At 64.4% G+C, this 21,192-nt stretch carries 24 protein-coding genes; 12 read left to right on the top strand and 12 right to left on the bottom strand.

Annotated features, from left to right (window positions below):
- The first annotated feature begins 15 nt into the window (after positions 1 to 15).
- From JMJ54_RS04475 to JMJ54_RS04450, 6 genes are all read left to right on the top strand, one after another.
- A complete protein-coding gene (locus tag JMJ54_RS04475; protein WP_203536726.1) occupies positions 16 to 801 on the top strand; it encodes a type 1 glutamine amidotransferase in 786 nt (261 codons plus the stop codon).
- A gap of 78 nt (positions 802 to 879) precedes the next feature.
- Positions 880 to 3,552 carry a DUF4118 domain-containing protein gene (locus tag JMJ54_RS04470; protein ID WP_203536725.1) on the top strand — a complete coding sequence of 891 codons (2,673 nt, stop codon included), beginning with the start codon at positions 880 to 882 and terminating at the stop codon, positions 3,550 to 3,552.
- Entirely contained in the window at positions 3,552 to 4,265 is a 714-nt protein-coding gene (kdpE, locus tag JMJ54_RS04465; RefSeq protein ID WP_203536724.1) for a two-component system response regulator KdpE, read from the top strand. The genes JMJ54_RS04470 and kdpE overlap by 1 nt, the downstream gene beginning before the upstream one ends.
- Positions 4,266 to 4,342: 77 nt before the next feature.
- The gene (locus JMJ54_RS04460) at positions 4,343 to 4,714 is read left to right on the top strand and encodes a MerR family transcriptional regulator (RefSeq protein WP_203536723.1); all 372 of its coding nucleotides are present in this window, start codon (positions 4,343 to 4,345) and stop codon (positions 4,712 to 4,714) included.
- A 2-nt stretch (positions 4,715 to 4,716) separates the two neighbouring features.
- Complete coding sequence (locus JMJ54_RS04455) at positions 4,717 to 5,136, top strand: carboxymuconolactone decarboxylase family protein (protein WP_203536722.1); 420 nt, start codon at positions 4,717 to 4,719, stop codon at positions 5,134 to 5,136.
- A 123-nt stretch (positions 5,137 to 5,259) separates the two neighbouring features.
- Entirely contained in the window at positions 5,260 to 5,679 is a 420-nt protein-coding gene (locus tag JMJ54_RS04450) for a VOC family protein (RefSeq protein ID WP_203536721.1), read from the top strand.
- Positions 5,680 to 5,781: 102 nt separating this feature from the next.
- Here the strand turns inward: JMJ54_RS04450 and JMJ54_RS04445 are convergent, their stop codons facing one another.
- From JMJ54_RS04445 to aroQ, 10 genes are all read right to left on the bottom strand, one after another.
- Positions 5,782 to 6,384 carry a hypothetical protein gene (locus tag JMJ54_RS04445; RefSeq protein ID WP_203536720.1) on the bottom strand — a complete coding sequence of 201 codons (603 nt, stop codon included), beginning with the start codon at positions 6,382 to 6,384 and terminating at the stop codon, positions 5,782 to 5,784.
- Between the two features lie 130 nt (positions 6,385 to 6,514).
- On the bottom strand, positions 6,515 to 7,279 hold the full coding sequence (locus JMJ54_RS04440; RefSeq protein WP_203536719.1) for a DUF3025 domain-containing protein: 765 nt from the start codon (positions 7,277 to 7,279) through the stop codon (positions 6,515 to 6,517).
- Positions 7,280 to 7,289: 10 nt separating this feature from the next.
- Complete coding sequence (locus JMJ54_RS04435; protein ID WP_203536718.1) at positions 7,290 to 7,775, bottom strand: hypothetical protein; 486 nt, start codon at positions 7,773 to 7,775, stop codon at positions 7,290 to 7,292.
- Positions 7,776 to 7,869: 94 nt separating this feature from the next.
- Entirely contained in the window at positions 7,870 to 8,370 is a 501-nt protein-coding gene (gene tpx / locus JMJ54_RS04430) for a thiol peroxidase (protein ID WP_203536717.1), read from the bottom strand.
- Between the two features lie 113 nt (positions 8,371 to 8,483).
- Entirely contained in the window at positions 8,484 to 8,861 is a 378-nt protein-coding gene (gene gcvH / locus JMJ54_RS04425) for a glycine cleavage system protein GcvH (protein WP_203536716.1), read from the bottom strand.
- The gene (locus JMJ54_RS04420) at positions 8,858 to 9,829 is read right to left on the bottom strand and encodes a DUF3426 domain-containing protein (protein ID WP_203536715.1); all 972 of its coding nucleotides are present in this window, start codon (positions 9,827 to 9,829) and stop codon (positions 8,858 to 8,860) included. The genes gcvH and JMJ54_RS04420 overlap by 4 nt, the downstream gene beginning before the upstream one ends.
- A gap of 37 nt (positions 9,830 to 9,866) precedes the next feature.
- A complete protein-coding gene (gene prmA / locus JMJ54_RS04415) occupies positions 9,867 to 10,754 on the bottom strand; it encodes a 50S ribosomal protein L11 methyltransferase (RefSeq protein ID WP_203536714.1) in 888 nt (295 codons plus the stop codon).
- 100 nt (positions 10,755 to 10,854) lie between these two features.
- Entirely contained in the window at positions 10,855 to 12,222 is a 1,368-nt protein-coding gene (accC, locus tag JMJ54_RS04410; RefSeq protein ID WP_203536713.1) for an acetyl-CoA carboxylase biotin carboxylase subunit, read from the bottom strand.
- 51 nt (positions 12,223 to 12,273) lie between these two features.
- Positions 12,274 to 12,732 carry an acetyl-CoA carboxylase biotin carboxyl carrier protein gene (gene accB, locus JMJ54_RS04405; RefSeq protein WP_203536712.1) on the bottom strand — a complete coding sequence of 153 codons (459 nt, stop codon included), beginning with the start codon at positions 12,730 to 12,732 and terminating at the stop codon, positions 12,274 to 12,276.
- Between the two features lie 63 nt (positions 12,733 to 12,795).
- Positions 12,796 to 13,251, bottom strand: coding sequence for a type II 3-dehydroquinate dehydratase (gene aroQ, locus JMJ54_RS04400; RefSeq protein ID WP_203536711.1), 456 nt, complete (start codon positions 13,249 to 13,251; stop codon positions 12,796 to 12,798).
- 222 nt (positions 13,252 to 13,473) lie between these two features.
- On the opposite strand from aroQ, the gene queA reads away from it, so the two are divergent.
- Positions 13,474 to 14,517 carry a tRNA preQ1(34) S-adenosylmethionine ribosyltransferase-isomerase QueA gene (gene queA / locus JMJ54_RS04395; protein ID WP_203536710.1) on the top strand — a complete coding sequence of 348 codons (1,044 nt, stop codon included), beginning with the start codon at positions 13,474 to 13,476 and terminating at the stop codon, positions 14,515 to 14,517.
- A 22-nt stretch (positions 14,518 to 14,539) separates the two neighbouring features.
- Here queA and JMJ54_RS04390 read toward each other — a convergent pair whose 3' ends face one another.
- Complete coding sequence (locus JMJ54_RS04390; RefSeq protein WP_203536709.1) at positions 14,540 to 15,157, bottom strand: CAP domain-containing protein; 618 nt, start codon at positions 15,155 to 15,157, stop codon at positions 14,540 to 14,542.
- 151 nt (positions 15,158 to 15,308) lie between these two features.
- Between JMJ54_RS04390 and tgt the strand changes: the two genes are divergently transcribed.
- Both tgt and JMJ54_RS04380 read left to right on the top strand, forming a co-directional pair.
- Positions 15,309 to 16,433, top strand: a complete 1,125-nt coding sequence (gene tgt / locus JMJ54_RS04385; protein WP_238999851.1) for a tRNA guanosine(34) transglycosylase Tgt — start codon at positions 15,309 to 15,311, stop codon at positions 16,431 to 16,433.
- A gap of 158 nt (positions 16,434 to 16,591) precedes the next feature.
- Complete coding sequence (locus tag JMJ54_RS04380; RefSeq protein ID WP_203536708.1) at positions 16,592 to 17,053, top strand: bacteriohemerythrin; 462 nt, start codon at positions 16,592 to 16,594, stop codon at positions 17,051 to 17,053.
- Between the two features lie 12 nt (positions 17,054 to 17,065).
- Here JMJ54_RS04380 and JMJ54_RS19380 read toward each other — a convergent pair whose 3' ends face one another.
- Positions 17,066 to 17,776 carry a glycine zipper 2TM domain-containing protein gene (locus JMJ54_RS19380; RefSeq protein WP_275411037.1) on the bottom strand — a complete coding sequence of 237 codons (711 nt, stop codon included), beginning with the start codon at positions 17,774 to 17,776 and terminating at the stop codon, positions 17,066 to 17,068.
- A 144-nt stretch (positions 17,777 to 17,920) separates the two neighbouring features.
- On the opposite strand from JMJ54_RS19380, the gene yajC reads away from it, so the two are divergent.
- From yajC to secF, 3 genes are all read left to right on the top strand, one after another.
- Positions 17,921 to 18,244 (top strand): preprotein translocase subunit YajC, encoded by a 324-nt coding sequence (gene yajC, locus JMJ54_RS04370; RefSeq protein WP_203536707.1) that lies wholly within the window; start codon positions 17,921 to 17,923, stop codon positions 18,242 to 18,244.
- 81 nt (positions 18,245 to 18,325) lie between these two features.
- A complete protein-coding gene (secD, locus tag JMJ54_RS04365) occupies positions 18,326 to 20,185 on the top strand; it encodes a protein translocase subunit SecD (protein WP_203536706.1) in 1,860 nt (619 codons plus the stop codon).
- Positions 20,186 to 20,197: 12 nt separating this feature from the next.
- Positions 20,198 to 21,133, top strand: a complete 936-nt coding sequence (gene secF / locus JMJ54_RS04360) for a protein translocase subunit SecF (protein ID WP_203536705.1) — start codon at positions 20,198 to 20,200, stop codon at positions 21,131 to 21,133.
- Positions 21,134 to 21,192: the final 59 nt, after the last annotated feature.

Below are 21,192 nucleotides of genomic sequence, written 5' to 3'. Positions count from 1 at the left end.
ACCTTGAGTGACGCCATGCAGCCTGTAGCCATCTGCCGCCACGATGCGGCGCAAGGTCCCGGTTATCTGATCGACTTTTTCGAGGCCCACGCGATTCCGTGGCGGCTGTTTGCCGTCGATGCCGGCGAAACACCGCCGACGCGCGCGGGCGAGTTCAGTGGCGTGGTCATCCTCGGCTCGCCGGCCAGCGTGAACGACGACCTGTCGTGGATGCGCCGGGAGCAGGCCCTGCTGCGCGATGCGATCCGGCTCGAACGGCCGGTGCTCGGCCATTGCTTCGGTGGCCAGTTGTTGGCCAAGACGCTGGGGGCGCAAGTTCGCCGCAACAGCGTGCCGCACATCGGCTGGGGGCGGGTGCTGGTGACGCGTTTTGACGAGGCGGTCGAATGGTTCGGGGCACGGCGCGAGCTTGAGCTGTTCCACTGGCATTTCGACACTTTCGAAATCCCGCGCGGCGCCAAGCGTGTGCTGTTCGGCACGTACTGCATGAACAAGGGTTTCGCGATCGGACCGCACCTGGGGCTGCAGTCGCATCTCGAGGTCACCGCCGACAGCGTGCGGCAGTGGTGCCGCAGCGACGCCGAGGACATCCGCCTGCACCGTTTTGCGTCGGTGCAGGCCGAGGCCGATATCCTTGCCAACCTCGATGCCCGCGTGACGGCGCTGCACCGGCTGGCCGACCGTGTTTACGGCCGCTGGATTTCGCGACTGCCGGGCCGGACCCGACTGATCGTGCCGGTGCTGCCGCATACGCGTCCACGCGGCGGCGAGAGCTGGGGCGAACGGTTGTTGCGCGCCTGAGCCGGCTTGCTCCCGAGGCCGCGCCCCGCGGACCGGCCTCGGGCATAGAATGAACCTAATCTTTTCGAACGACCGCCAATGCCGATAGACCAACGTCCCGACCCCGATCAACTGCTGGCCGAACTCAAGGCCGAGGAAGCGCGTGCGCAGCGCGGCCGGCTGAAAGTGTTCTTCGGCGCCAATGCCGGTGTCGGCAAGACCTACGCGATGCTGGTGCAGGCGCGGGCACAGGCGGCACAGGGTGTCGATGTCGTTGCCGGGCTGGTCGAAACGCACGGGCGGCTCGAGACGCAGGCGATGCTTGACGGCCTGCCGGCGCTGCCCCGGCGCGCGATGCCGCATCAGGGGCGTACGCTGTCCGAGTTCGATCTGGATGCCGCGCTCGCGCGTGCGCCGGGACTGCTGCTGGTGGACGAGCTGGCGCACAGCAATGTCGCCGGCAGCCGCCATCCGAAGCGCTGGCAGGACATCGACGAGCTGCTTGCCGCCGGTATCGACGTGTATACGACGGTCAACGTCCAGCATCTGGAAAGCCTCAACGACGTCGTCGGCCAGCTTACCGGCGTGCGGGTGCGCGAAACGGTGCCCGATCACGTGTTCGACGCGGCCGACGACGTCGTGCTCGTCGACCTGCCGCCCGACGAGCTGCTCGGCCGGCTGGCCGAGGGGAAGGTCTATCTCGCCGAGGCCGCCAGCCGGGCGCGCGAGCACTTCTTCCGCAAATCCAACCTGATTGCACTGCGCGAACTGGCGCTGCGCCGCACCGCCGAACGCGTCGATGCCGAGCGCCGCGCGAGCGGCTCCGCGACTGCCGAGGGCAGGGTGATGGTGGTGCTGCCGTATGCCGAGCAGCCGGACCGGCTGGTGCGGCATGCCGCCAGACTGGCTGGCCGGCTGAAAACCGACTGGTTCGCCGTGCTGGTCGAGTCACCGCGTCTGTCCCGCGACGCAGCGATGCGCGCGCGGCTGTTTGCCGCGCTCAAGTTTGCCGAATCGCTGGGTGCCGAAACCGCGACGCTGCCCGGACGCGATGTCGCGGCAACGATCGCCGTTTACGCGGGCGAGCACGAGGTCAGCACGGTGATCATCGGCGAAACCCCGCGCCGCTGGCTGTCGGGGCTGCGTTCGGGGCTGGCCGAACGTGTGCTCGCACAGGCACCGGGTCTGGCGATCCAGTCCATCCGCGTCAACGCGCCCGAGCGCGCCTGGTGGCCACCGGTCGATCTCGGGCGTCGCTCCGGCGGGATGCTGGCGGCCGCCATCGGCTGCGGGATTTCGTCGGCGCTGCTGGTGCCGCTGTCGAAGGTCGTCGAGCTGCCCAACGTAGTGATGCTCTACCTCGTGTCGGTCCTGCTGGTGTCGGTGCGCTTCGGCCGAACCGCCGGCGCAACGTCGGCGCTGCTCAGCGTCGCCGCGTTCGATTTCTTCTTCGTGCCGCCGCAGCTGTCGTTCAATGTCTCGGATACCCAGTACCTGCTGACCTTCATCGTGATGCTCGGCGTGGCGCTGACGATCAGCCAGCTGTCGGCACGGTTGCGTTTCCAGGCCGATGCGGCGACGCGGCGCGAGCGGCGTACCGCGGCGCTGTACGAGTTGTCGCAGGCACTGGCGGCGGCGCTGACGCATGAGCAGGTCGTCGAGATCGCGCTGGCGCAACTGGCGCCGCGCGTCGATGCCGACGTCGGGCTGGCTCTGCCGAGTCGTGAGGAAGTGCTCTCGCACGTCGGCGGTGCGCCGGTCGATCTGGCGGTGGCCGACTGGGTGTTCCGCCATGGCCAGCCGGCCGGGCGCGGTACCGGAACGCTGCCGGCGTCGTCGGCGTACTATCTGCCGCTGGCGGCCCCGGTGCGCGTGCGCGGCGTGCTGGCGCTGACGCCGCGTGGCGACTGGCAGCCCGGTCCCGAACACGAGCGCTTCCTGTCGACATGCGCGGCGCAGATCGCACTGGCGCTGGAGCGCGTGCACTTCGTCGAGGTCGCTCAGGAGGCGCTGGTGTCGATGCAGGGTGAGCAGCTGCGCAACAACCTGCTGTCGACGATCTCGCACGACCTGCGTACGCCGCTGACGGTGCTGCACGGCCTAGCCAGCACGCTGGCCTCACAGCCGCTGGCCGAGGTCTCGCAGTCGCTGGCCGTCCAGCTGGTCGACGAGACCCGCCGGATGAACGAACTGGTCGCCAATCTGCTCGACATGGCGCGCCTGCAGTCGGGCGAGGTGCGGCTGCGGCGCGACTGGCAGTCGGTCGAAGAAGTGTTCGGTGCCACGTTGCGGGCGATGGGGCAGCGGCTCGCTGCACACAGGGTGGTGCTGGCCGTGCCGGCCGATCTGCCGCTGGTCGAGTTCGACGCGGTGCTGATCGAACGCGTGCTGGTCAACCTGCTCGACAACGCGGCCAAATACACGCCGGCGGGCAGCACGATCACGCTGGCGGCCCGGGCCGAACCGGCCAGCCTGCTGCTGCTCGTGAGTGATACCGGCCCGGGCCTGCCGACGGGGCAGGAGGAAGCGCTGTTCGCCAAGTTCAGCCGTGGCACGGCCGAAGGGAGCATCGGCGGCGTCGGCCTCGGGCTGGCGCTGTGCCGGGCCATCGTCCATGCCCACGGTGGTACCATCAGCGCCGCTAGCGTTAACGCCAAAACCAACGACGAAGCCGTCGGTGCGATGTTCACCATCCGCTTGCCGCGCCGTCCTCCGCCGGCACTGCCGAATGCCGACCCGGACTTTTTCGCCTCCCCGCCGGAAGCTGCCTGATGCCTGTCCCGTCGTCCCTCTCTGCCCTTGCCCCGACCGTCGTCGTGATCGAAGACGAGGCGCAGATCGCCCGCTTCGTGTCGCTGGCCCTCGAAGGCGAGGGCATGGTCAGCCATGTCGCCGGCACTGTACGCGACGGCCTGATCGCGGCCGGTACGCGCCAGCCCGATCTGCTGATCCTCGATCTCGGCCTGCCCGATGGCGACGGGATCGTGCTGGTCCGCGAACTGCGCGCGTTCTCCGATGTACCGGTGCTGGTGCTGTCGGCCCGCACGCAGGAGAGCGACAAGGTTGCCGCGCTCGACGCAGGCGCCGACGATTACCTGACCAAGCCGTTCGGCGTTGCCGAGCTGATGGCACGGGTCCGCGTGCTGCTTCGCCGTCATGCCCGGCAGGACGCATCAAGCCGCGACGGCAAGGTGACCGTTGGCGACGTTGAAATCGACCTTGTGGCACGCGAAGTCTCGCGCGGCGGCGAAGCGCTGCACCTGACGCCGATCGAATACCGCTTGCTGTCGGTCCTGATCCGTCATGCGGGCAAGGTGCTGACGCACCGGCAGCTGCTGCTCGAAGTCTGGGGGCCGGCCTATGTCGAGCACAGCCACTATCTGCGCATCTACATGGGTCACCTGCGGCAGAAGCTCGAGGCCGACCCGGCGCAGCCGCAGCATCTGCTGACCGAAACCGGCGTCGGCTATCGGCTGGTACCGTAGTCCGGACGGGCGGCAGGTCATTGCGCTTGACCTGGAGTAAGCTCCAAGTATTAGCCTTGGCTCACCCTGTCCATCCCATGAACATCAGCGAATTTGCCAGTACGGTCGGCCTGAGCGCGGACACCTTGCGCTATTACGAGAAGATCGGCCTGATCGATCGCGTTGCGCGCAATGCTTCGGGGCATCGCAGCTACAGCCAGGCGGATCTGGTGTGGCTGGGCTTCCTGATCCGGCTGCGCGAAACCGGCATGCCGATCGAGCAGATGCAGCTTTATGCGGCCCTGCGCCGCGAAGGCGATGCAACGCTGCTGCAGCGGCGCGAGCTGCTGCAGGCGCATGCCGCTCGTGTCGAAGCCGAGGTTCAGCGTTTGCAAAGCCATCTGGGCAAACTCGCCGACAAGATCGCCCTGTATCGCCGCATGGAGGTGGACAGGCTCAAAGGAGCCTGACCATGACCGTACCTGCAGCAAATCCACTCCCTGATGACCGTTATGAACGCGGCCTGAACAGACTGCGAGACATCGACGGCGATGCCGGCGAAGCGGTCATCGCCTCGCTGGCCGACATTGCCCCCGATTTCGCCCGCTACCTGATCGAGTTCCCGTTCGGCGACATCTACTCGCGCCCCGGACTCGACCTGAAGTCGCGCGAGATCGCCGTCGTCGCCGCGCTGACCGCGCTCGGCAACGCCACCCCGCAACTCAAGGTGCATGTCCGCGCGGCGCTCAATGTCGGCTGCACGCGTGACGAGATCGTCGAGGTCATCATGCAGATGGCGGTCTATGCCGGTTTTCCGGCCGCGCTGAACGGCCTGTTTGCAGCCCGTGACGTGTTCGCCGCAGAGGCTGGCGGGGCCGCCCAACATCCTTGATGGCCCGCTTCGGGTGTATCCCGGTAGAGACGCAATGACGATCAGCTTCCGGCTGGTGTGACAGCCGGGGTGCCGCATGGCAATATAGAACGTTCGTTCTTATTGTCCATCACGGAGAGAGAGATGCAGGCACGCCTGAACCTGATTTTGCTTGGCGTCGATGATATTGCGCGCAGCTCGGCTTTTTATGCGGCGCTTGGCTGGCAGGCTGCGCCGACGTCGCACGCCGGCTTCATCAAGATTGATCTGGGCGGTGTGGTACTGGGCCTGATTTCACGCAGCGATCTGGCTGCCGATGCCGGCCAGCCCGCATCGCAGCCGGCGCAGGCCGCGCACAGCGCGCTCGTGTATTTGGCCCGCCAACCGGGTGAAGTTGCCGAGACATTGGCGCAGGTCGAACAGCACGGCGGCACGCTGGTTAAACCGGCCACGCAAACGGCATGGGGTGTTGCCGGCTATTTCCGCGATCCGGACGGCCATTTGTTCGAGGTGTGCTACGAGGATGCCTGGGTGTTCGACGAATCGGGGCGCCTGCTGGTCTGAGCCTGTTTCGGATTGGGGACCGCAGCCGATGTACTGAATACCGCTCGCGGACGGGGGCACAACGCCGTATCGCAGGACACGGCGTTTGGGCGGATTGCAGCGTCAGCTAATGCCTTGCTTGAATCGCGGCGACAGCAGCGGCGTCGGCCGGCACGCATCGCCGGTGCCGCAGACCCAGACGGTGACATAGCGCGTGGCATCGAACGCGCTCGGCGAGAGCGACGTCGTGGCGATCCACGCCGATTGGGAGCTGCACGTCTCGTCCGAGGCCGGGCATGCGCCGATCAGTTCGAACCAGCTGCCGCTCGCGATGACCTGACCATCGACGCGGACTTCCCAGCTCGCCGGCGCTTGCCCGCCGCCGCTGCCGAGTGGCGTGCTGATAAAGAAGTCGTAACCGCCGCCGGTCTGCGTGATGCCGGCATGGAAAGGCGGCGCCGACGCGGCAAGGGGCACGCCGAAGCGGCGCTGATATTCGCCATCCGACAGCGACGCGAGCTGCGCGGTGTCGCTGTAGGCACCGCCGCTGGCGCACTGATCGTCGCCGACCGTGGCCGGCGTGGCGATGACGGGCTGAACAAGCGGCAGCTGGCCATCAATGCCGGCCGGCAACGGTGCCGACGGCGGCCGGGCCGATGGCGGGCACGCCAGCGCGAAGCCGGCGACGAGCTGTGCGACGAATACGGAACAATGAATGCGTTTCATGCCTGCTCCTCGATGTTCTCTCTGTGAGTCGCCGGCATCGGGCCGGTCGATTCAGCATCGGAACCGGTGCAGACGAAGGCAAGGAGCGGTTCGGGCCCGGCGGCTGACCGGACGAAAGGCGGTTGCGACGTCAGGTGGTCGCGCGCTTGGGGCGGAAGTAGCCGGTGTCGGCATAGAACGCGGCATCCTGCTCGGGCCACCAGCCGGGAATGCCGAGAAACGGCAGCGGCGGCAGCTGCTTCGGCCGTTCCAGCCGGTCGGCGTCGATCTCGGCCGCGATCCGCATGTCGAGCACGCTGATCCGTTCGGGCAAGGGCAGGGTGAAGTGAGCGTCATCGACGGCGACCAGCCAGCATTTGCCGGTCAGCCCGCGGAACGGCGCCAGCAGGTACTCGTAATTGGCATGGCCAAAGCACAGCGCCTCGATACGCTGGCCCCAGTCGTCGCGGCGATGCTGGAACAGCCAGGGCCAGTCGTGACCGACCAGTGCGTCGGTCAGCGCCGGATCACTACAGGCGACGATCAGCCCGCATTCGTCGAACAGGGTCGCCGCATCGCGTACGGGCCCGCGCGCGTTGCCTTGCGTGTGGCGGTGGTGGAGCGCGTTCAGCGCGACCTTGGTACGCGGAAACGTATGCCAGACTGCGGCATTGAAGCCGTCGTGCCAGTTGTGGCGGGTGGCGATGCGCCCTGCGTCGTGGATCTCCGATTCGTAATACTGCGTCAGCGAATCCGGATCGACGAAGGAAAGCGGCAGGCCGAGGCGGTTGCACGCCGGCGAACCCAGCGCCTGCCATGCCTGCCAGTCGGGCAGGCAATCAAACCGTGCAAGCACCGGGCGGATCGGCGCGTAGCCGGGGTGCCGGTCGAAAAGCGTGGCGGGCCACGCCGTCATTGCCGCGCACTCATTGCAGCTTGCCCAACTCCAGCCGGCCTTCGCCCAGCGGCTTGCCGCCGGCATCCAGCGCTTTCACGACGAGGAAATAGCTCGCACCCTTGGTGCACGGCGGCTGGTAACCCCCGGTGGCGGACTGGCTGACCCACGAGTACCCGGCCGGCAGCACGGCTTGCGCGCCGGTGACGCTGGAGAGCTGCACGCTGGCGACATTCGGTGCAACGTCGTAGCGCAGGACGCCAAGGCTGGCGCCGCCGCGTTGTTTGTATTCCAGCTGCAGTGCGCCGGTACCGCTGGGCAGATCGAACACGTTCAGCGCAGGTGTGTTGCCCTTGCCGCCGAGCTGCGCGCACTGCTGGCCGGCCGGAATGGCGATGCCGTTCCACGCCGGATTGGCGAAACGTACCGTCAGCCTCGGACCATCGGCCATGGCGTACTGGACGGTGGCGAGCACGGCAAACAGTGCCGAAACAACGAGCGGGAGGTATTTCTTCATCTGAAGGCCTTGAAAAGCAAATCGGCTAGAACGTTCATTCTAGCCGATTCGGTCCTGCGGGCGGCGTGACCGAAGTCACGGTGCCGGAAAGAACTTAAGCGAGGGCTTTGAGCGCTGCGTCGTAGTTCGGCTCGTCCTTGATTTCGGCGACGAGTTCAGCGTGCAGCACCTTGTCGTTGGCATCGAGGACGACAACGGCACGGGCGGCGACGCCGACCAGCGGGCCGGTCGCGAATTCGACGCCGTAGTCGTTCAGGAACTGGCGGCCGCGCATGGTCGACAGCGTGACGACGTTTTCCAGACCTTCGGCGCCGCAGAAGCGGTTCTGCGCGAACGGCAGGTCAGCCGAGATGCACAGCACGACGGTGTCGGCGAGCTTGGAAGCCGATTCGTTGAAACGACGGACCGAGGTCGCGCAGGTCGGCGTGTCGATGCTCGGGAAAATGTTCAGGACTTTCTTCTTGCCGGCGAACGACGCCAGCGAGACATCGGCGAGATCCTTGCCGACGAGGGTGAACGGCTTGGCGCTGTCGCCGGCCTTGGGGAAAGCGCCGCTGACTTCGATCGGGTTGCCGCCGAGGGTAACGCTGGACATGGGATGCTCCTGGTGAGTGGTATCGTCGATGTGGCTTGGAAAAGGCGGCTTCTGGCGAGCCGCATCTTGTGAAAATGGCGCCGATTCCGCAGGAATCAAGCGCCATTTCAAATTCAGGCGATGGCCTTCTCGTACGCCGCCGCGTCGAGCAGCGCTGCACGCTCGGCCAGATCGCTCGGCCGCAGCCGGAACAGCCAGGTGTCGTACGGTGCGTCGTTAATCAGTTCCGGCGTGTCCACCGCCTCGGCATTGGTTTCGGTGATCTCGCCCGACAGCGGGCAATGGACGTCGGACGCGCTCTTGACCGATTCGACCAGCGCGACAGCTTCCTGCTGCTTCACCTGTCGGCCGATGGCGGGCAATTCGACGTAGACCATGTCGCCAAGCGTCGACTGGGCGAAGTGGGTGATGCCGACGGTCACCAGACCATCGTTGTCGAAACGGGCCCACTGATGGGTTTCGGAGTACAGCAGATCGGCAGGAATCGTCATGGATAGAACCAGTAAATGGAGTAACCGGAGGAATCGAGTTGGCCGAGGTCGAGTTGCAGGTATGCGCGCAGCTCGTCGTTCGGCGCGAGCCGCGTGCGCCCCTTTTCGCTCGCGGCCAAGTATTGGGCAGGGGTGAAGCGTTTGCGCGCCACCACGTCTTCGCGCTCGTTGGTCAGCGTCAGTTCCAGCGTCGGCAAGGCCTGCTCGTACTGCGCAAGGTTGCGCACGCTGGCGGACAGTTGAACGAGATTGGGCCGGCCGGGCACATAGCTGAGCTCAGAGTAGTCCGAGCGCAGCAGTTCTGCATGCCTCGGCAAGGGCATGTCGCAGCCGAGTGCATTGCAGGCAGACACGTAGATCGGCCGCAGCCAGGGGGCCTCGGTCGACAGCGTTGCACGGTAGCGCAGGGCGACTTGTGTCAGCAGGGCAAACACGGCCAGCGCGGACAGTGCCATGACCAGCCAGCGCCAGCGCGACGGCGGTTTGGGCAGGGCGAGCAGGGCGTCGTTGTCGAAAGTCGGGATCGGCCTGTAGTCCGACGGCGTTTCGTCAACGGGAGAGGGGGCCGGGCTGGCGGCGGTGGCCGGATCAGGGTCGACTGTTGCCGGTTCCGGTTCCGGTTCCGGTTCCGGTTCCGGTTCCGGTTCCGGTTCCGGTTCCGGTTCCGGTTCCGGTTCCGGTTCCGGTTCCGGTTCCGGTTCCGGTTCGGTTCGCTGAGCGAGGTATTCGGCGACACTGAGTTCGGCTGCCGGCGGCGTCGGCAGCTCGGCGACCGGTTCTGGGATCTGCGCCCCGGTGTCCGGTGAGGCGACAGGCTGGTCGGCCGGCTCCGGCGCCGTCATGCATTCCAGCGCGTTGAACACGAAGGCGCATTTGCCGCAGCGCACCTTGCCCTTGTGGGTGGCCAGTTGCGCGGCGGTGACATTGAACGCCGTATGACAGTTGGGGCAGCGGGTAATCGAACTCATCGCCGCAGATTGTAGCCCGGAATCATTGCAGTGCGTGTCAGCGCTTGCGACCGGACAGGCAGACCCAGCCTTCCGACGCCTTGGCCGGCGCGAAATCGAACCAGGCGCCGTAGATGGCCACGATCTCGTCGGCCTGCTCGGCCAGAATGCCCGACAATGCGATCCGGCCGCCGGCCTTGACCCGACCGGCCAGCATTGGCGCCAGCGCCTTCAGCGGGTTGGTCAGGATGTTGGCGACCACGACGTCGTACTCGCCGGCCGGCAGGGCGTCGGGCAGGAAGAAATCGATCTCGACGCCGTTCTGCTCTGCGTTCTGCTTCGACGCGATCATGGCCTGCGGGTCGATGTCGACACCGTGGGTCTGGCCTGCGCCGACCTTCTTCGCGGCAATGGCGAGAATGCCCGAGCCGCAACCGTAGTCGAGCAGGGTTTCGCCGCCGGCGATATTAGCGTCCAGCCACTGCAGGCACAGGTGCGTCGTCGGGTGGCTGCCGGTGCCGAAGGCCAGACCCGGGTCGAGCGCGATGTTGATCGCATCCGGATTCGGTGATTCGTGCCAGGTCGGGGTGATCCACAACCGCTCGGAAATCCGGATCGGATCGAACTGCGACTGCGTCAGCCGGACCCAGTCCTGGTCCTCGACGGTGACGACGGCGAAATGCGGATGGTCGATGCCGACGGTATTGGCGGCAGCGGCAACGGCCAGTTGCGGGTCCATCTCGTCCGGAAGGTGGGCGACGACGACGCTCAGGTCCCACATCTGGTCGACCGGCTCACCGGGTTCGCCGAAGATCGGTTTTTCCGCGTCGGTGCCGGCGGCGGCGTCTTCGATCGACACCGACAGTGCGCCGAGGTCAAACAGGGCGTCCGACAGCGCTTCGGCATGTTTCGAATCGGTGGTGATGCGCAGTTCCTGCCACGACATGGCGGTCTTTCCTGAAAAGTAATGGCCGTGATTGTCTCACGGCTTGAACAAACATGAAAAAAGGGCCGAAGCGGCCCTTTTTCAATCGCAGGCCGATCGCTCAGCCTTGCTTTTCCAGCAACGCACGGATCTCGGGCATCTTGTGCTCGAGGTAGTGGATGCTGGTGCCGCCCTTGATGAACTCGCTGTCGAGCAGCAGTTGCTGGTGCAGCGGGATATTGGTGTTGATGCCCTGAACGACCATTTCCGACAGCGCGATGCGCATCCGCGCCAGCGCCTGCTCGCGGGTGTCGCCGTAGGTAATGATCTTGCCGATCATCGAATCGTAGTTCGGCGGGACGAAGTAGCCCTGATACACATGCGAATCGACGCGCACGCCCGGGCCGCCCGGCGTGTGCCAGGTGGTGATCCGGCCGGGGCTCGGCACGAACTTGAGCGGGTCTTCGGCGTTGATCCGGCACTCGATCGAGTGGCCCTTGATCTTCACGTCCTTCTGCGTGTAACGCAGCGGCAGGCCTGCGGCAACGCGGATCTGCTCCTGGACGATGTCGATGCCGGTGATCATTTCGGTGACCGGATGTTCGACCTGAACGCGGGTGTTCATCTCGATGAAGAAGAACTCGCCGTTTTCGTACAGGAACTCGAACGTGCCTGCGCCACGGTAGCCGATCTGGCGGCAGGCTTCGGCACATGCATCGCCGATCTTCTTGCGCTGCGCTTCGGTGATGCCCGGGCCCGGTGCTTCCTCGATCACTTTCTGGTGGCGGCGCTGCATCGAGCAGTCGCGCTCACCCAGATAGATCGCGTTGCCGTGCTGGTCGGCGAGGATCTGGATTTCGACGTGACGCGGCGTCTGCAGGTAGCGTTCCATGTAGACGGTCGGGTTGCCGAAGGCAGCGCCGGCTTCGGACTTGGTCATTTCGACCGAGCGCAGCAGCTCTTCCTCGTTGTGCACCACGCGCATGCCGCGACCACCGCCGCCGCCGGCGGCCTTGATGATCACCGGGTAGCCGACTTTCTTGCCGGTCGCGAGGATTTCCTTCGGGTCGTCCGACAGCGCGCCGTCCGAGCCGGGCACGCAGGGCACGCCGGCCTTTTTCATCGCGTTCTTGGCCGAAACCTTGTCGCCCATCACGCGGATCGACTCGGGGGTCGGGCCGATGAAGGCGAAGCCGGATTCCTCGACGCGCTGGGCGAAGTCGGCGTTTTCCGACAGGAAACCGTAGCCCGGGTGGATGGCGTTGGCGTTGGTGACTTCGGCGGCCGAAATGATGGCGGCCATGTTCAGGTAGCTTTGCGGCGACGGATTCGGTCCGATGCAGACCGATTCGTCGGCGAGCTTGACGTATTTGGCTTCGCGGTCGATTTCCGAATGGACGACCACGGTCTTGATGCCCATTTCGCGGCAGGCGCGCAGCACGCGCAGCGCGATTTCGCCGCGGTTGGCGATCAGTACTTTTTCAAACATCTTTGAACTCCGTGAGACGTGCTGCATCCGTCAGGCGGATGCGGCACCGCATCAGCCGATGACGAACAGCGGTTCGCCGTACTCGACCGGCTGGCCGTTCTCGACGAGGATGGCCTTGATGACGCCAGAGGTTTCGGCCTCGATTTCGTTCAGGAGTTTCATTGCTTCGATGATGCACAGCGTATCGCCGGCGTTGACCTGCTGGCCGACTTCGACGAAGGACTTCGCGCCCGGGCTGGCTGCACGGTAGAAGGTGCCGACCATCGGCGACTTCACCGGCGTGCCTTCCGGCAGCGCGCTGCCAGCGGCTTCGGCCACGACGGCCGGTGCGGCTACTGCCGCTGCGGCGGCCGGCGCCTGGAACTGCATCGGCTGCTGGATGTAGGCCGGTGCGGCGTTCTGGTTGACGCGGGTAATGCGGACTTTTTCTTCGCCCTCGGTGACCTCGAGTTCGGCAATGCCGGATTCCTCGACGAGGTCGATCAGTTTCTTCAGTTTACGCAGATCCATACGGCAACCCTCTTATAAGGTAATGCTTATTGACGCATTTATGGGGGAAACGGGGACGTCCGTTCAGGACGCCGGTTTGAATGCTTCGAGGGCGTGGGCCAGCGCATATTCGTAGCCCTTGGCCCCGAGGCCGCAGATCACGCCGACGGCGAGATCCGAGAAGTAGGAGTGATGCCGGAACGCTTCGCGTGCATGCACATTGGATAGATGCACTTCGATGAAGGGAAGCTTGACCCCGGCCAGTGCGTCGCGGAGTGCAACGCTGGTGTGAGTGAATGCAGCCGGGTTGATGACGATGAAGTCAGTGCCGTCGCCAAAAGCGGCGTGAATGCGATCGATCAGCTCGTATTCGCGGTTGGACTGAAAAGTCTCGACTTGCGCGCCTTGCTGTGCGCCGATCTTGGTCAGGCGGGTGTTGATGTCCGCCAGCGTATCGGCGCCGTAGTGCTGTGGCTCACGCACCCCCAGCAGATTGAGATTGGGGCCATGCAGCACCAGGATTTTGCGGGCTTTTGCCATGCTCACCTCCCAGTCTCGTTCCAAATCATCGGCGGGAGTTTGCCGAGCCGAAACGGGCTTGTCTAGCAAATTCGACGAAATTCCCGGCATTTTCGCGCTAAAACGGGTGTTTGAAAGTGGCGCGCCATCAAGCGGGTCGCGGCTTGCTGGCGAGGGGCGCTGGTATACTGCTGTAGTTTTGCTACGCGCTTGTTCGCAGCATTTTCCTACGTGATGGACCCGATGCAGCTCTCCGACTTCGATTATTTCCTGCCTGAACACCTGATCGCCCAGTTTCCGCCCGCCGAGCGCGGTGCGAGCCGTTTGCTGCACGTTGACGGCAAATTGCAGCACGACGGCTGGTTCCGTGACCTGCCGGCGCTGCTGCGTGCGGGTGATCTGCTGGTGTTCAACGATACCAAGGTGATCAAGGCGCGGTTGTTCGGCCAGAAAGAGAGCGGTGGTGCGGTCGAGGCGCTGGTCGAGCGTGTGCTTGATACGCATCGGGCGCTGGCGCATGTGCGCGCCAGCAAGTCGCCCAAGCCCGGCAGCCGCCTGTGCTTTGCCGAACGCTGGTGGGCGACGATGGTCGAGCGCCGGGGCGACCTGTTCCTGCTCGAATTCGATCGGTCCGGGACGGACGGCGATCAGTCGGTGCTCGACATCCTCGATCAGGCCGGTGCCTTGCCGCTGCCGCCGTACATCACCCACACGCCCGACGACGAGGACGCCAAGCGTTATCAGACCGTCTATGCGCGCGACCCGGGTGCCGTGGCCGCGCCGACCGCCGGGCTGCATTTCACCGACGCCCTGTTGGAGCAGCTGCGCGCGCAGGGCGTCGGCACGGCATTCCTGACGCTGCACGTTGGTGCCGGTACCTTCATGCCGGTCCGCGTCGACGATATCGCCGACCATACGATGCATCACGAGCGTTATTCGATTCCTCAGGCGACGCAGGAAGCGATCCGCGCGACCAAGGCGGCGGGCGGGCGGGTGATCGCCGTCGGTACGACCAGCCTGCGCGCGCTCGAAGCGTCGTCGCAACGGGGGGTGCTGGCCGAGCCGGAAGGCGATACCGACATCTTCATCACGCCCGGCTACGAGTTCCGTGTCGTCGACCGGCTGATCACCAATTTCCATCTGCCCAAATCGACCCTGTTGATGCTGGTTGCGGCATTCGCAGGGCTGGAAACGATGAAGGCGGCCTACGCGCATGCCGTGGCCGGTGAATATCGTTTCTTCAGTTATGGTGACGCGATGCTGCTCGAACGCGCCACCGGGGAATAAGGCCGAGGGGCAGGGGGGCGTCTCAGAACGGATTGCGCCCGGCCACGTTGCCGGCCGGCAGGTAGTTGCAGACCCAGACTTCGCTTTGCGCGCAGCGGGCCTGACCGCAGCCGACTGCCGTGGTGTCCCGCCAGACGATCTGGGTGTAATGGCCGCAAACCGCGCCGGCCCGGCACTGCATGCTGCTGAAGTTCCAGTCGGCGCGTTCGGCGGCCCAGCGGCCGACAACGCCGGCGGGTGTGTCCTGATAGCCGGAATACGGCGAAGACGAGCCGAAGGCGCTCAGGTTTTCGCCGGTGACCTGACCGTTGAGGTTGCGTTCGCTGCCGCTGCGGTGGGTCAGATTCAGGCATTGACCGTTGCTGGCGCTCCGGTTGGCCCAGTCCTGCGCGAAGGCGGCGAGGTCCGCCGACCAGCTCAGGTCGGCCAGACCGGCGTTTTCCGCGCGTCGTACCCGGTTGTGCTGATCCAGCATGTCCAGCGCGAAGGGACTTGTCGGTGCCGGCGTGGTCCCGGGTGTGGGGCTGGTGACCGGCGTTGGCGTCCCAGAGACTGGCGGACCGCTGTCGTTGCCGCCCCCTCCGCCACCACCACCACAGGCGGTGAGCAGCAGGCCAAGCAAAATGCTGGTAGTGCGCATGATGCTATTCCTTTGTATCATCCAAGCGACAAAATCGATCGAAACTGTGCTGTGAACGACCAAGTGTGCAGCACGCGGGGCCTGTCCCCGGCGATTTACACATGCCGCAGGACTGTTTATCCGGCGGGCAAATACGGAGTGGTTAAAGAAATTGGATCAAGGTCTGAAGTTCACGCTGCACAAAACATCGGGTGGTGCGCGTCGTGGCACGATAGAACTCAACCACGGCACGGTGGAAACACCGGTATTCATGCCGGTGGGTACCTACGGCACCGTCAAGGCGATGACGCCGCGCGATCTGCGCGAGATCGAAGCGCAGATCTGCCTCGGCAACACCTTTCACCTGTGGTTGCGCCCCGGGCTGGATGTCATCGGCAAGTTCGGCGGTTTGCACCAGTTCATGGGGTGGGACAAACCCATCCTCACCGACTCGGGGGGCTTTCAGGTGTTCAGCCTCGGTGATCTTCGTAAGATTTCCGAGGAAGGCGTGAAGTTCCAGAGTCCGATCAATGGCGACAAGCTGTTCCTGACACCGGAAGAGTCGATGCGCATCCAGCGCGTGCTCAATTCCGACATCGTGATGATCTTCGACGAGTGCACGCCGTACCCGGCCGACCGCAAGCAGGCGGCCGATTCGATGCGCATGTCCTACCGCTGGGCGAAGCGCTCGCGTAATGAGTTCGACAAGCTCGAGAATCCGAACGCGCTGTTCGGCATCGTTCAGGGTGGGATGTATGAAGACCTGCGCGACGAGTCGCTGGCCGGTCTGAACGATATCGGTTTCCACGGCATGGCGATCGGTGGCCTGAGCGTCGGCGAGCCGAAAGAGGACATGGAACGCATCCTCGCGCACACCGCGCCGCGTCTGCCTGTAGACAAACCGCGTTACCTGATGGGTGTCGGCACGCCCGAGGATCTGGTCTATGGCGTCAGCCAGGGCATCGACATGTTCGACTGCGTGATGCCGACCCGCAACGCGCGCAACGGCATGCTGTTCACGCGCTTCGGCGACATCAAGATCAAGAACGCCAAGCACCGGATGGACGAGCGTCCGCTCGACGAAACCTGCGACTGCTACGCCTGCCAGAATTTCAGCCGTGCTTATCTGCACCATCTGTTCCGCGCTGGCGAAATCCTCGGCTCGCAGCTCAATACCATCCACAACCTGCGCTACTACCAGGTGCTGATGGCCGAGATGCGCGCCGCAATCGACGCCGATGCCTTCCCGGCCTTCGTTGCGCGCTTTCACGCCGACCGGGCCCGCGGCATCGACTGATCGCGAAGCCCGCCCGACAGAAAACCCGGCCCGGCCGGGTTTTTTTATTGGCCTGCGCTAGGTGCTTTCCGCAGCCCGCCATGCAGGTTTGATCTGGATCAAACCTGCCGCGGGTGCCGGTCTGCAGCATGTCGCCCCATGACAATGGGGAGAAAACGATGCAGCCACTGGTTGAATGGCACGACGGCCTGTCGGTCGGGATTCAGGAAATCGACGAACAGCACAAGGTGCTGGTCGATCTGCTGAACGAATTGTACGAAGCGATCCGCGAGCATCACGGCCGCGAGGCCTCGGTGGCGATTCTGGCGCGGCTGGCTGATTACACGCGCATCCACTTCACCGTCGAGGAGAGCCTGATGCGCATCCTCGGCTATCCCGAATACGACGAACACAAGGTGCATCACGAAGCGCTGATCGCCCAGTTGCATGACTTCCAGCAGCGGGTGGCTGACGGTGAGGCGATCACGTTCGAGTTGCTGCATTTCCTGCGCAACTGGCTGACCAAGCACATTCAGGAAGGCGATACCCGCTATACCGAGTTTTTCCTGTCGCGCGGCGCCCAGCGCAACTGGCAGAAGAAGGGCTGGCTCGATCGGTTCTGGTCGGGCATAGCCGGCTGACCCCGGCGGCCACTAGCGGTGGCTGAGCAGGCCGTTTTCAAAGCGGATCTTGTCGCCCTTGCGATAACCGTGGTCGGCGTTGTCGAACTTGACCGTGCGCGTGGTCCCGCTGTTGAGCTTGAAGCTGACCTGGTAGACGGTTTTCTTGCTGACCTGTTTTTGAACCTCGTTGCCGGCATAGGCGCCGCCGGCTGCACCGGCAACGGTGGCAATCGTCTTGCCGGTGCCGCCACCGATCTGGTTGCCGAGCAGGCCGCCGACGACCGCGCCGCCGATCTTGCCGGTCCAGCCGCCTTCGCCTTCCTGTTCGACTGCCTCGACCCTGGTCACGACGCCGCAATCATTGCAGCTTGAAGCGGTTGCCCGCTGCGGGACGTTGGCGGTTCTCGGATCAAGGCGCGGGCTGACGCTCGCATGTTCGCGACCGGCTGCGATTAGATCCTTGCAGTCCTTGTCGATCTGGACCTTGCGATTCCCGCCGCTGTAACAGCCGGGTGTTTCGTCGGGAGCGCGGGGTGTCCGTGCAGTGCCATAGGCCTGCATGCGGTCATCGCGCGCATCGTCGGTGCAACTTTTCTGCCCGGCGATTGCCTTTTCCATGCACGCCGCAACGCCGGACCGATATTCGGTACTGGTGGTGGTTCCGGCTCCGGTCAGACCGTCTGCGTGCGCCCAGCTACCGGCCGTCAGCGCCGCGACGGCAATCCACTGTGCGATTCGCATGGTCGGGGATTCCGTTTATTGCAGGCACTCCCATTTTAGGGAGGCGCATCCGTCGTGGCGTGAAGGATGTCGGTAGATTTCAGACAGGGGGCGGGCTAGAATGACCCGCTTCGTTTTTTGCCACTCTCAATAAAGGCCCGATCGATGTTTATCGCTCCCGCTTACGCCGCCGACGCGGTTCCCGCCGCTGCCGGTTTCATGCAGTTCCTGCCGATGGTCGTGATCTTCGTGCTGTTTTACTTCCTGCTGATCCGTCCGCAGCAGAAGCGCGCCAAGGAACAGCGGGCCATGCTCGATGCACTGCAAAAGGGCGACGAAGTCGTCACCAGCGGCGGTACCCTGGGCCGTATCGTCAAGGTCAGCGAGCAGTACATCACGCTCGAACTGGCTGAAGGCGTCGAAATTCTGGTGCAGCGCGCTTCGGTGTCGCAGCGCCTGGAAAAAGGCACCATCAAGAACAACAAGTAATCGCAACGGGGCAGCCTTGGCTGCCCCCGCGTGTTTTCCGGCCTGCGCCATGCGGGCCTTTCCCGGTTTTAAGGGCATGCAATGAACCGCTACCCGTTGTGGAAATTCGTATTGATCGCCGTGGCACTGGTCGCGGCCTTCCTTTACACCTTGCCGAACTTCTTCGGTGAAAGCCCCGCCGTGCAGATTTCCAGCGCGCGCACCATGGTCAAGGTCGATGCGTCGACGCAGACCCGCGCCGTTGCGGCAGTGAAACAGGCCGGTTTGAACCCGGACGACGTGCTGTTCGACGGTTCGTCGGTCAAGCTGCGTTTCAAGGACATCGATGCCCAGCTCAAGGCCAAGGACGCACTGCAGGCCGCACTCGGTGACGACTATGTCGTGGCGCTGAACCTGCTGCCGCAAACGCCGTCCTGGCTGCAGTCGATCGGCGCCAAGCCGATGTTCCTCGGTCTCGACCTGCGTGGCGGTGTGCACTTCCTGCTCGAAGTCGACATGAAGGCTGCCGTCGACAAGGCGCTCGAAAAGACCGCCGGCGACATCCGCCGCGAACTCAAGGACAAGAAGATCCGCTACGGCGCGGTCGTCCGCGGCCGCGACAGCGTCGAAGTCCAGTTGCGCGATGCCGAAACCGTCGATGCCACGCTGCCGGTCGTCAACAAGCTGTTGCCGAACCTGAAGGTGACCCCGGTCAAGGGCGACAGCAACAAGATCGTCGTGACCTATCCGCAGGCAGCGCTGCAAAAGCTGTCCGAGGACGCGGTCAAACAGAACATCACTACGCTGCACAACCGGGTGAACGAACTCGGCGTGGCCGAACCGATCATCCAGCAGCAGGGCGCCGGCCGTATCGTCGTCGAACTGCCGGGTATCCAGGACACCGCCAAGGCCAAGGACATCCTCGGCCGGACCGCAACGCTGGAAGTGCGTCTGGTCGATGACGACCCGGCCAACCTGCAGGCCGCGATCGGCGGCAATGTGCCGGCCGGTACCGAGCTGATGACCGAACGTCGTGGTAGCAACGGTCAGAGCGTGCCGATTCTGGTGAAGAAGGAAGTCGAACTGACCGGTGACAACATCAACGATGCACAGGCCGGTTTCGACGAGCACAACAATGCTTCGGTCAACCTCAACCTCGATTCGACCGGTGCGACGATCTTCAAGGATCTGAGCCGCGACAACATCGGCAAGCGCATTGCGATGATCCTGGTCGAGAAGGGCAAGGGCGAAGTCGTGACCGCGCCGGTGGTCCGCGCCGAAATCGGTGGCGGTCGCGTGCAGATTTCCGGCTCGATGGGCGTTGCCGAGGCCAATGACACCGCGCTGCTGCTGCGCGCGGGTTCGCTGGCTGCGCCGATGAACATCGTCGAGGAACGCACCATTGGTCCGAGCCTAGGCAAGGACAACATCAAGAAGGGCTTCGATTCGACGCTCTACGGCTTTGCCGCGATCGCGATCTTCATGGTGATCTACTACCGCGTGTTCGGTCTGGTCTCGGCGGTATCGCTCGGCGGCAACCTGCTGCTGCTGGTGGCGCTGCTGTCGGCCATCGGCATCACGCTGACGCTGCCGGGTATCGCCGCTATCGCGCTGACGCTGGGCATGGCGATCGACTCGAACGTGCTGATCAACGAGCGGATCCGTGAGGAGCTGCGTAACGGCATGACGCCGCAGGCGGCGATCTCGAACGGCTACAGCCACGCCTGGGCGACGATTCTCGACTCGAACGTCACCACGCTGATCGCCGGCGTTGCGCTGCTGATCTTCGGTTCGGGCGCGATCCGCGGCTTTGCCGTGGTGCACTGCCTCGGCATCCTCACGTCGATGTTCAGCGCGGTCGTCGTGTCGCGCGGCATCATCAACCTGATCTACGGCTACCGCCGCCGCCTGACCTCGCTGTCGATCGGCCAGGTTTGGGTGCCGGACCAGAAGAACGCATAAGGGCCGCACAAGATGGAATTCTTCCGCATCAAGCGCGACATCCCGTTCATGAGCTACGGCAAGCTCACGACGGCGATCTCGCTGATCACCTTTGTCCTTGCCGTGGCTTTTCTGGTCATCAAGGGACTGAACTTCGGCGTCGAGTTCACCGGCGGCACCGTGATGGAACTGCGCTATCAGCAGGGTGCAGACCTGAACCAGATCCGTACCCAGGTTGAACACCTGAAGTATGGCGAAGCGCAGGTTCAGGCACTGGGCACGACGCGTGATGTGATGGTCCGGCTGCCGAACATCAAGAACAAGACCAGCGCCCAGCTGTCAAACGAAGTCCTGACGGTGCTCAAGTCCGAGCGCCCGGACGTCGAGCTGCGCAAGGTCGAGTTCATCGGTCCGTCGGTCGGCGAGGAGCTGGTCACGCACGGTCTGACGGCCATCACGCTGGTCTGCCTCGGCATCATCGCCTACCTGGCCATCCGTTTCGAATGGCGCTTCGCGGTGTCGGCGGTGATCGCCAACATGCACGACGTGGTGATCATTCTCGGCTGCTTTGCGCTGTTCCAGTGGGAGTTCAACCTGACGGTGCTGGCCGGCGTGCTGGCGGTACTCGGCTACTCTGTCAACGAATCGGTCGTCGTGTTCGACCGGATCCGCGAGAACTTCCGTTCGCCGAAAATGCGCGGGAAGACGGTACCCCAGGTGATCGACAACGCGATCACCGCGACGATGAGCCGGACCATCATCACCCACGGTTCGACCGAGGCGATGGTGCTGTCGATGCTGGTGTTCGGCGGTTCTGCGCTGCACGGTTTCGCGATGGCGCTGACGATCGGCATTCTGTTCGGCATCTATTCGTCGGTGCTGGTCGCGTCGCCGCTGCTGCTGATGTTCGGCGTGACGCGCGAGAACATGGTCAAGCCGGTGAAAATCAAGGAAGAAGCAGTAGTCTGATCGCCCTTGATGCAAAAGGCATGAACCAAATTTCCGCCGGCGAGTCCATCGCCGGCGTT

The organism is Jeongeupia naejangsanensis (genome assembly GCF_016865585.1).
In the GTDB taxonomy this organism is placed as follows: Bacteria; Pseudomonadota; Gammaproteobacteria; order Burkholderiales; family Chitinibacteraceae; genus Jeongeupia; species Jeongeupia naejangsanensis.
This window is presented reverse-complemented; position numbering and strand designations above follow the sequence as displayed.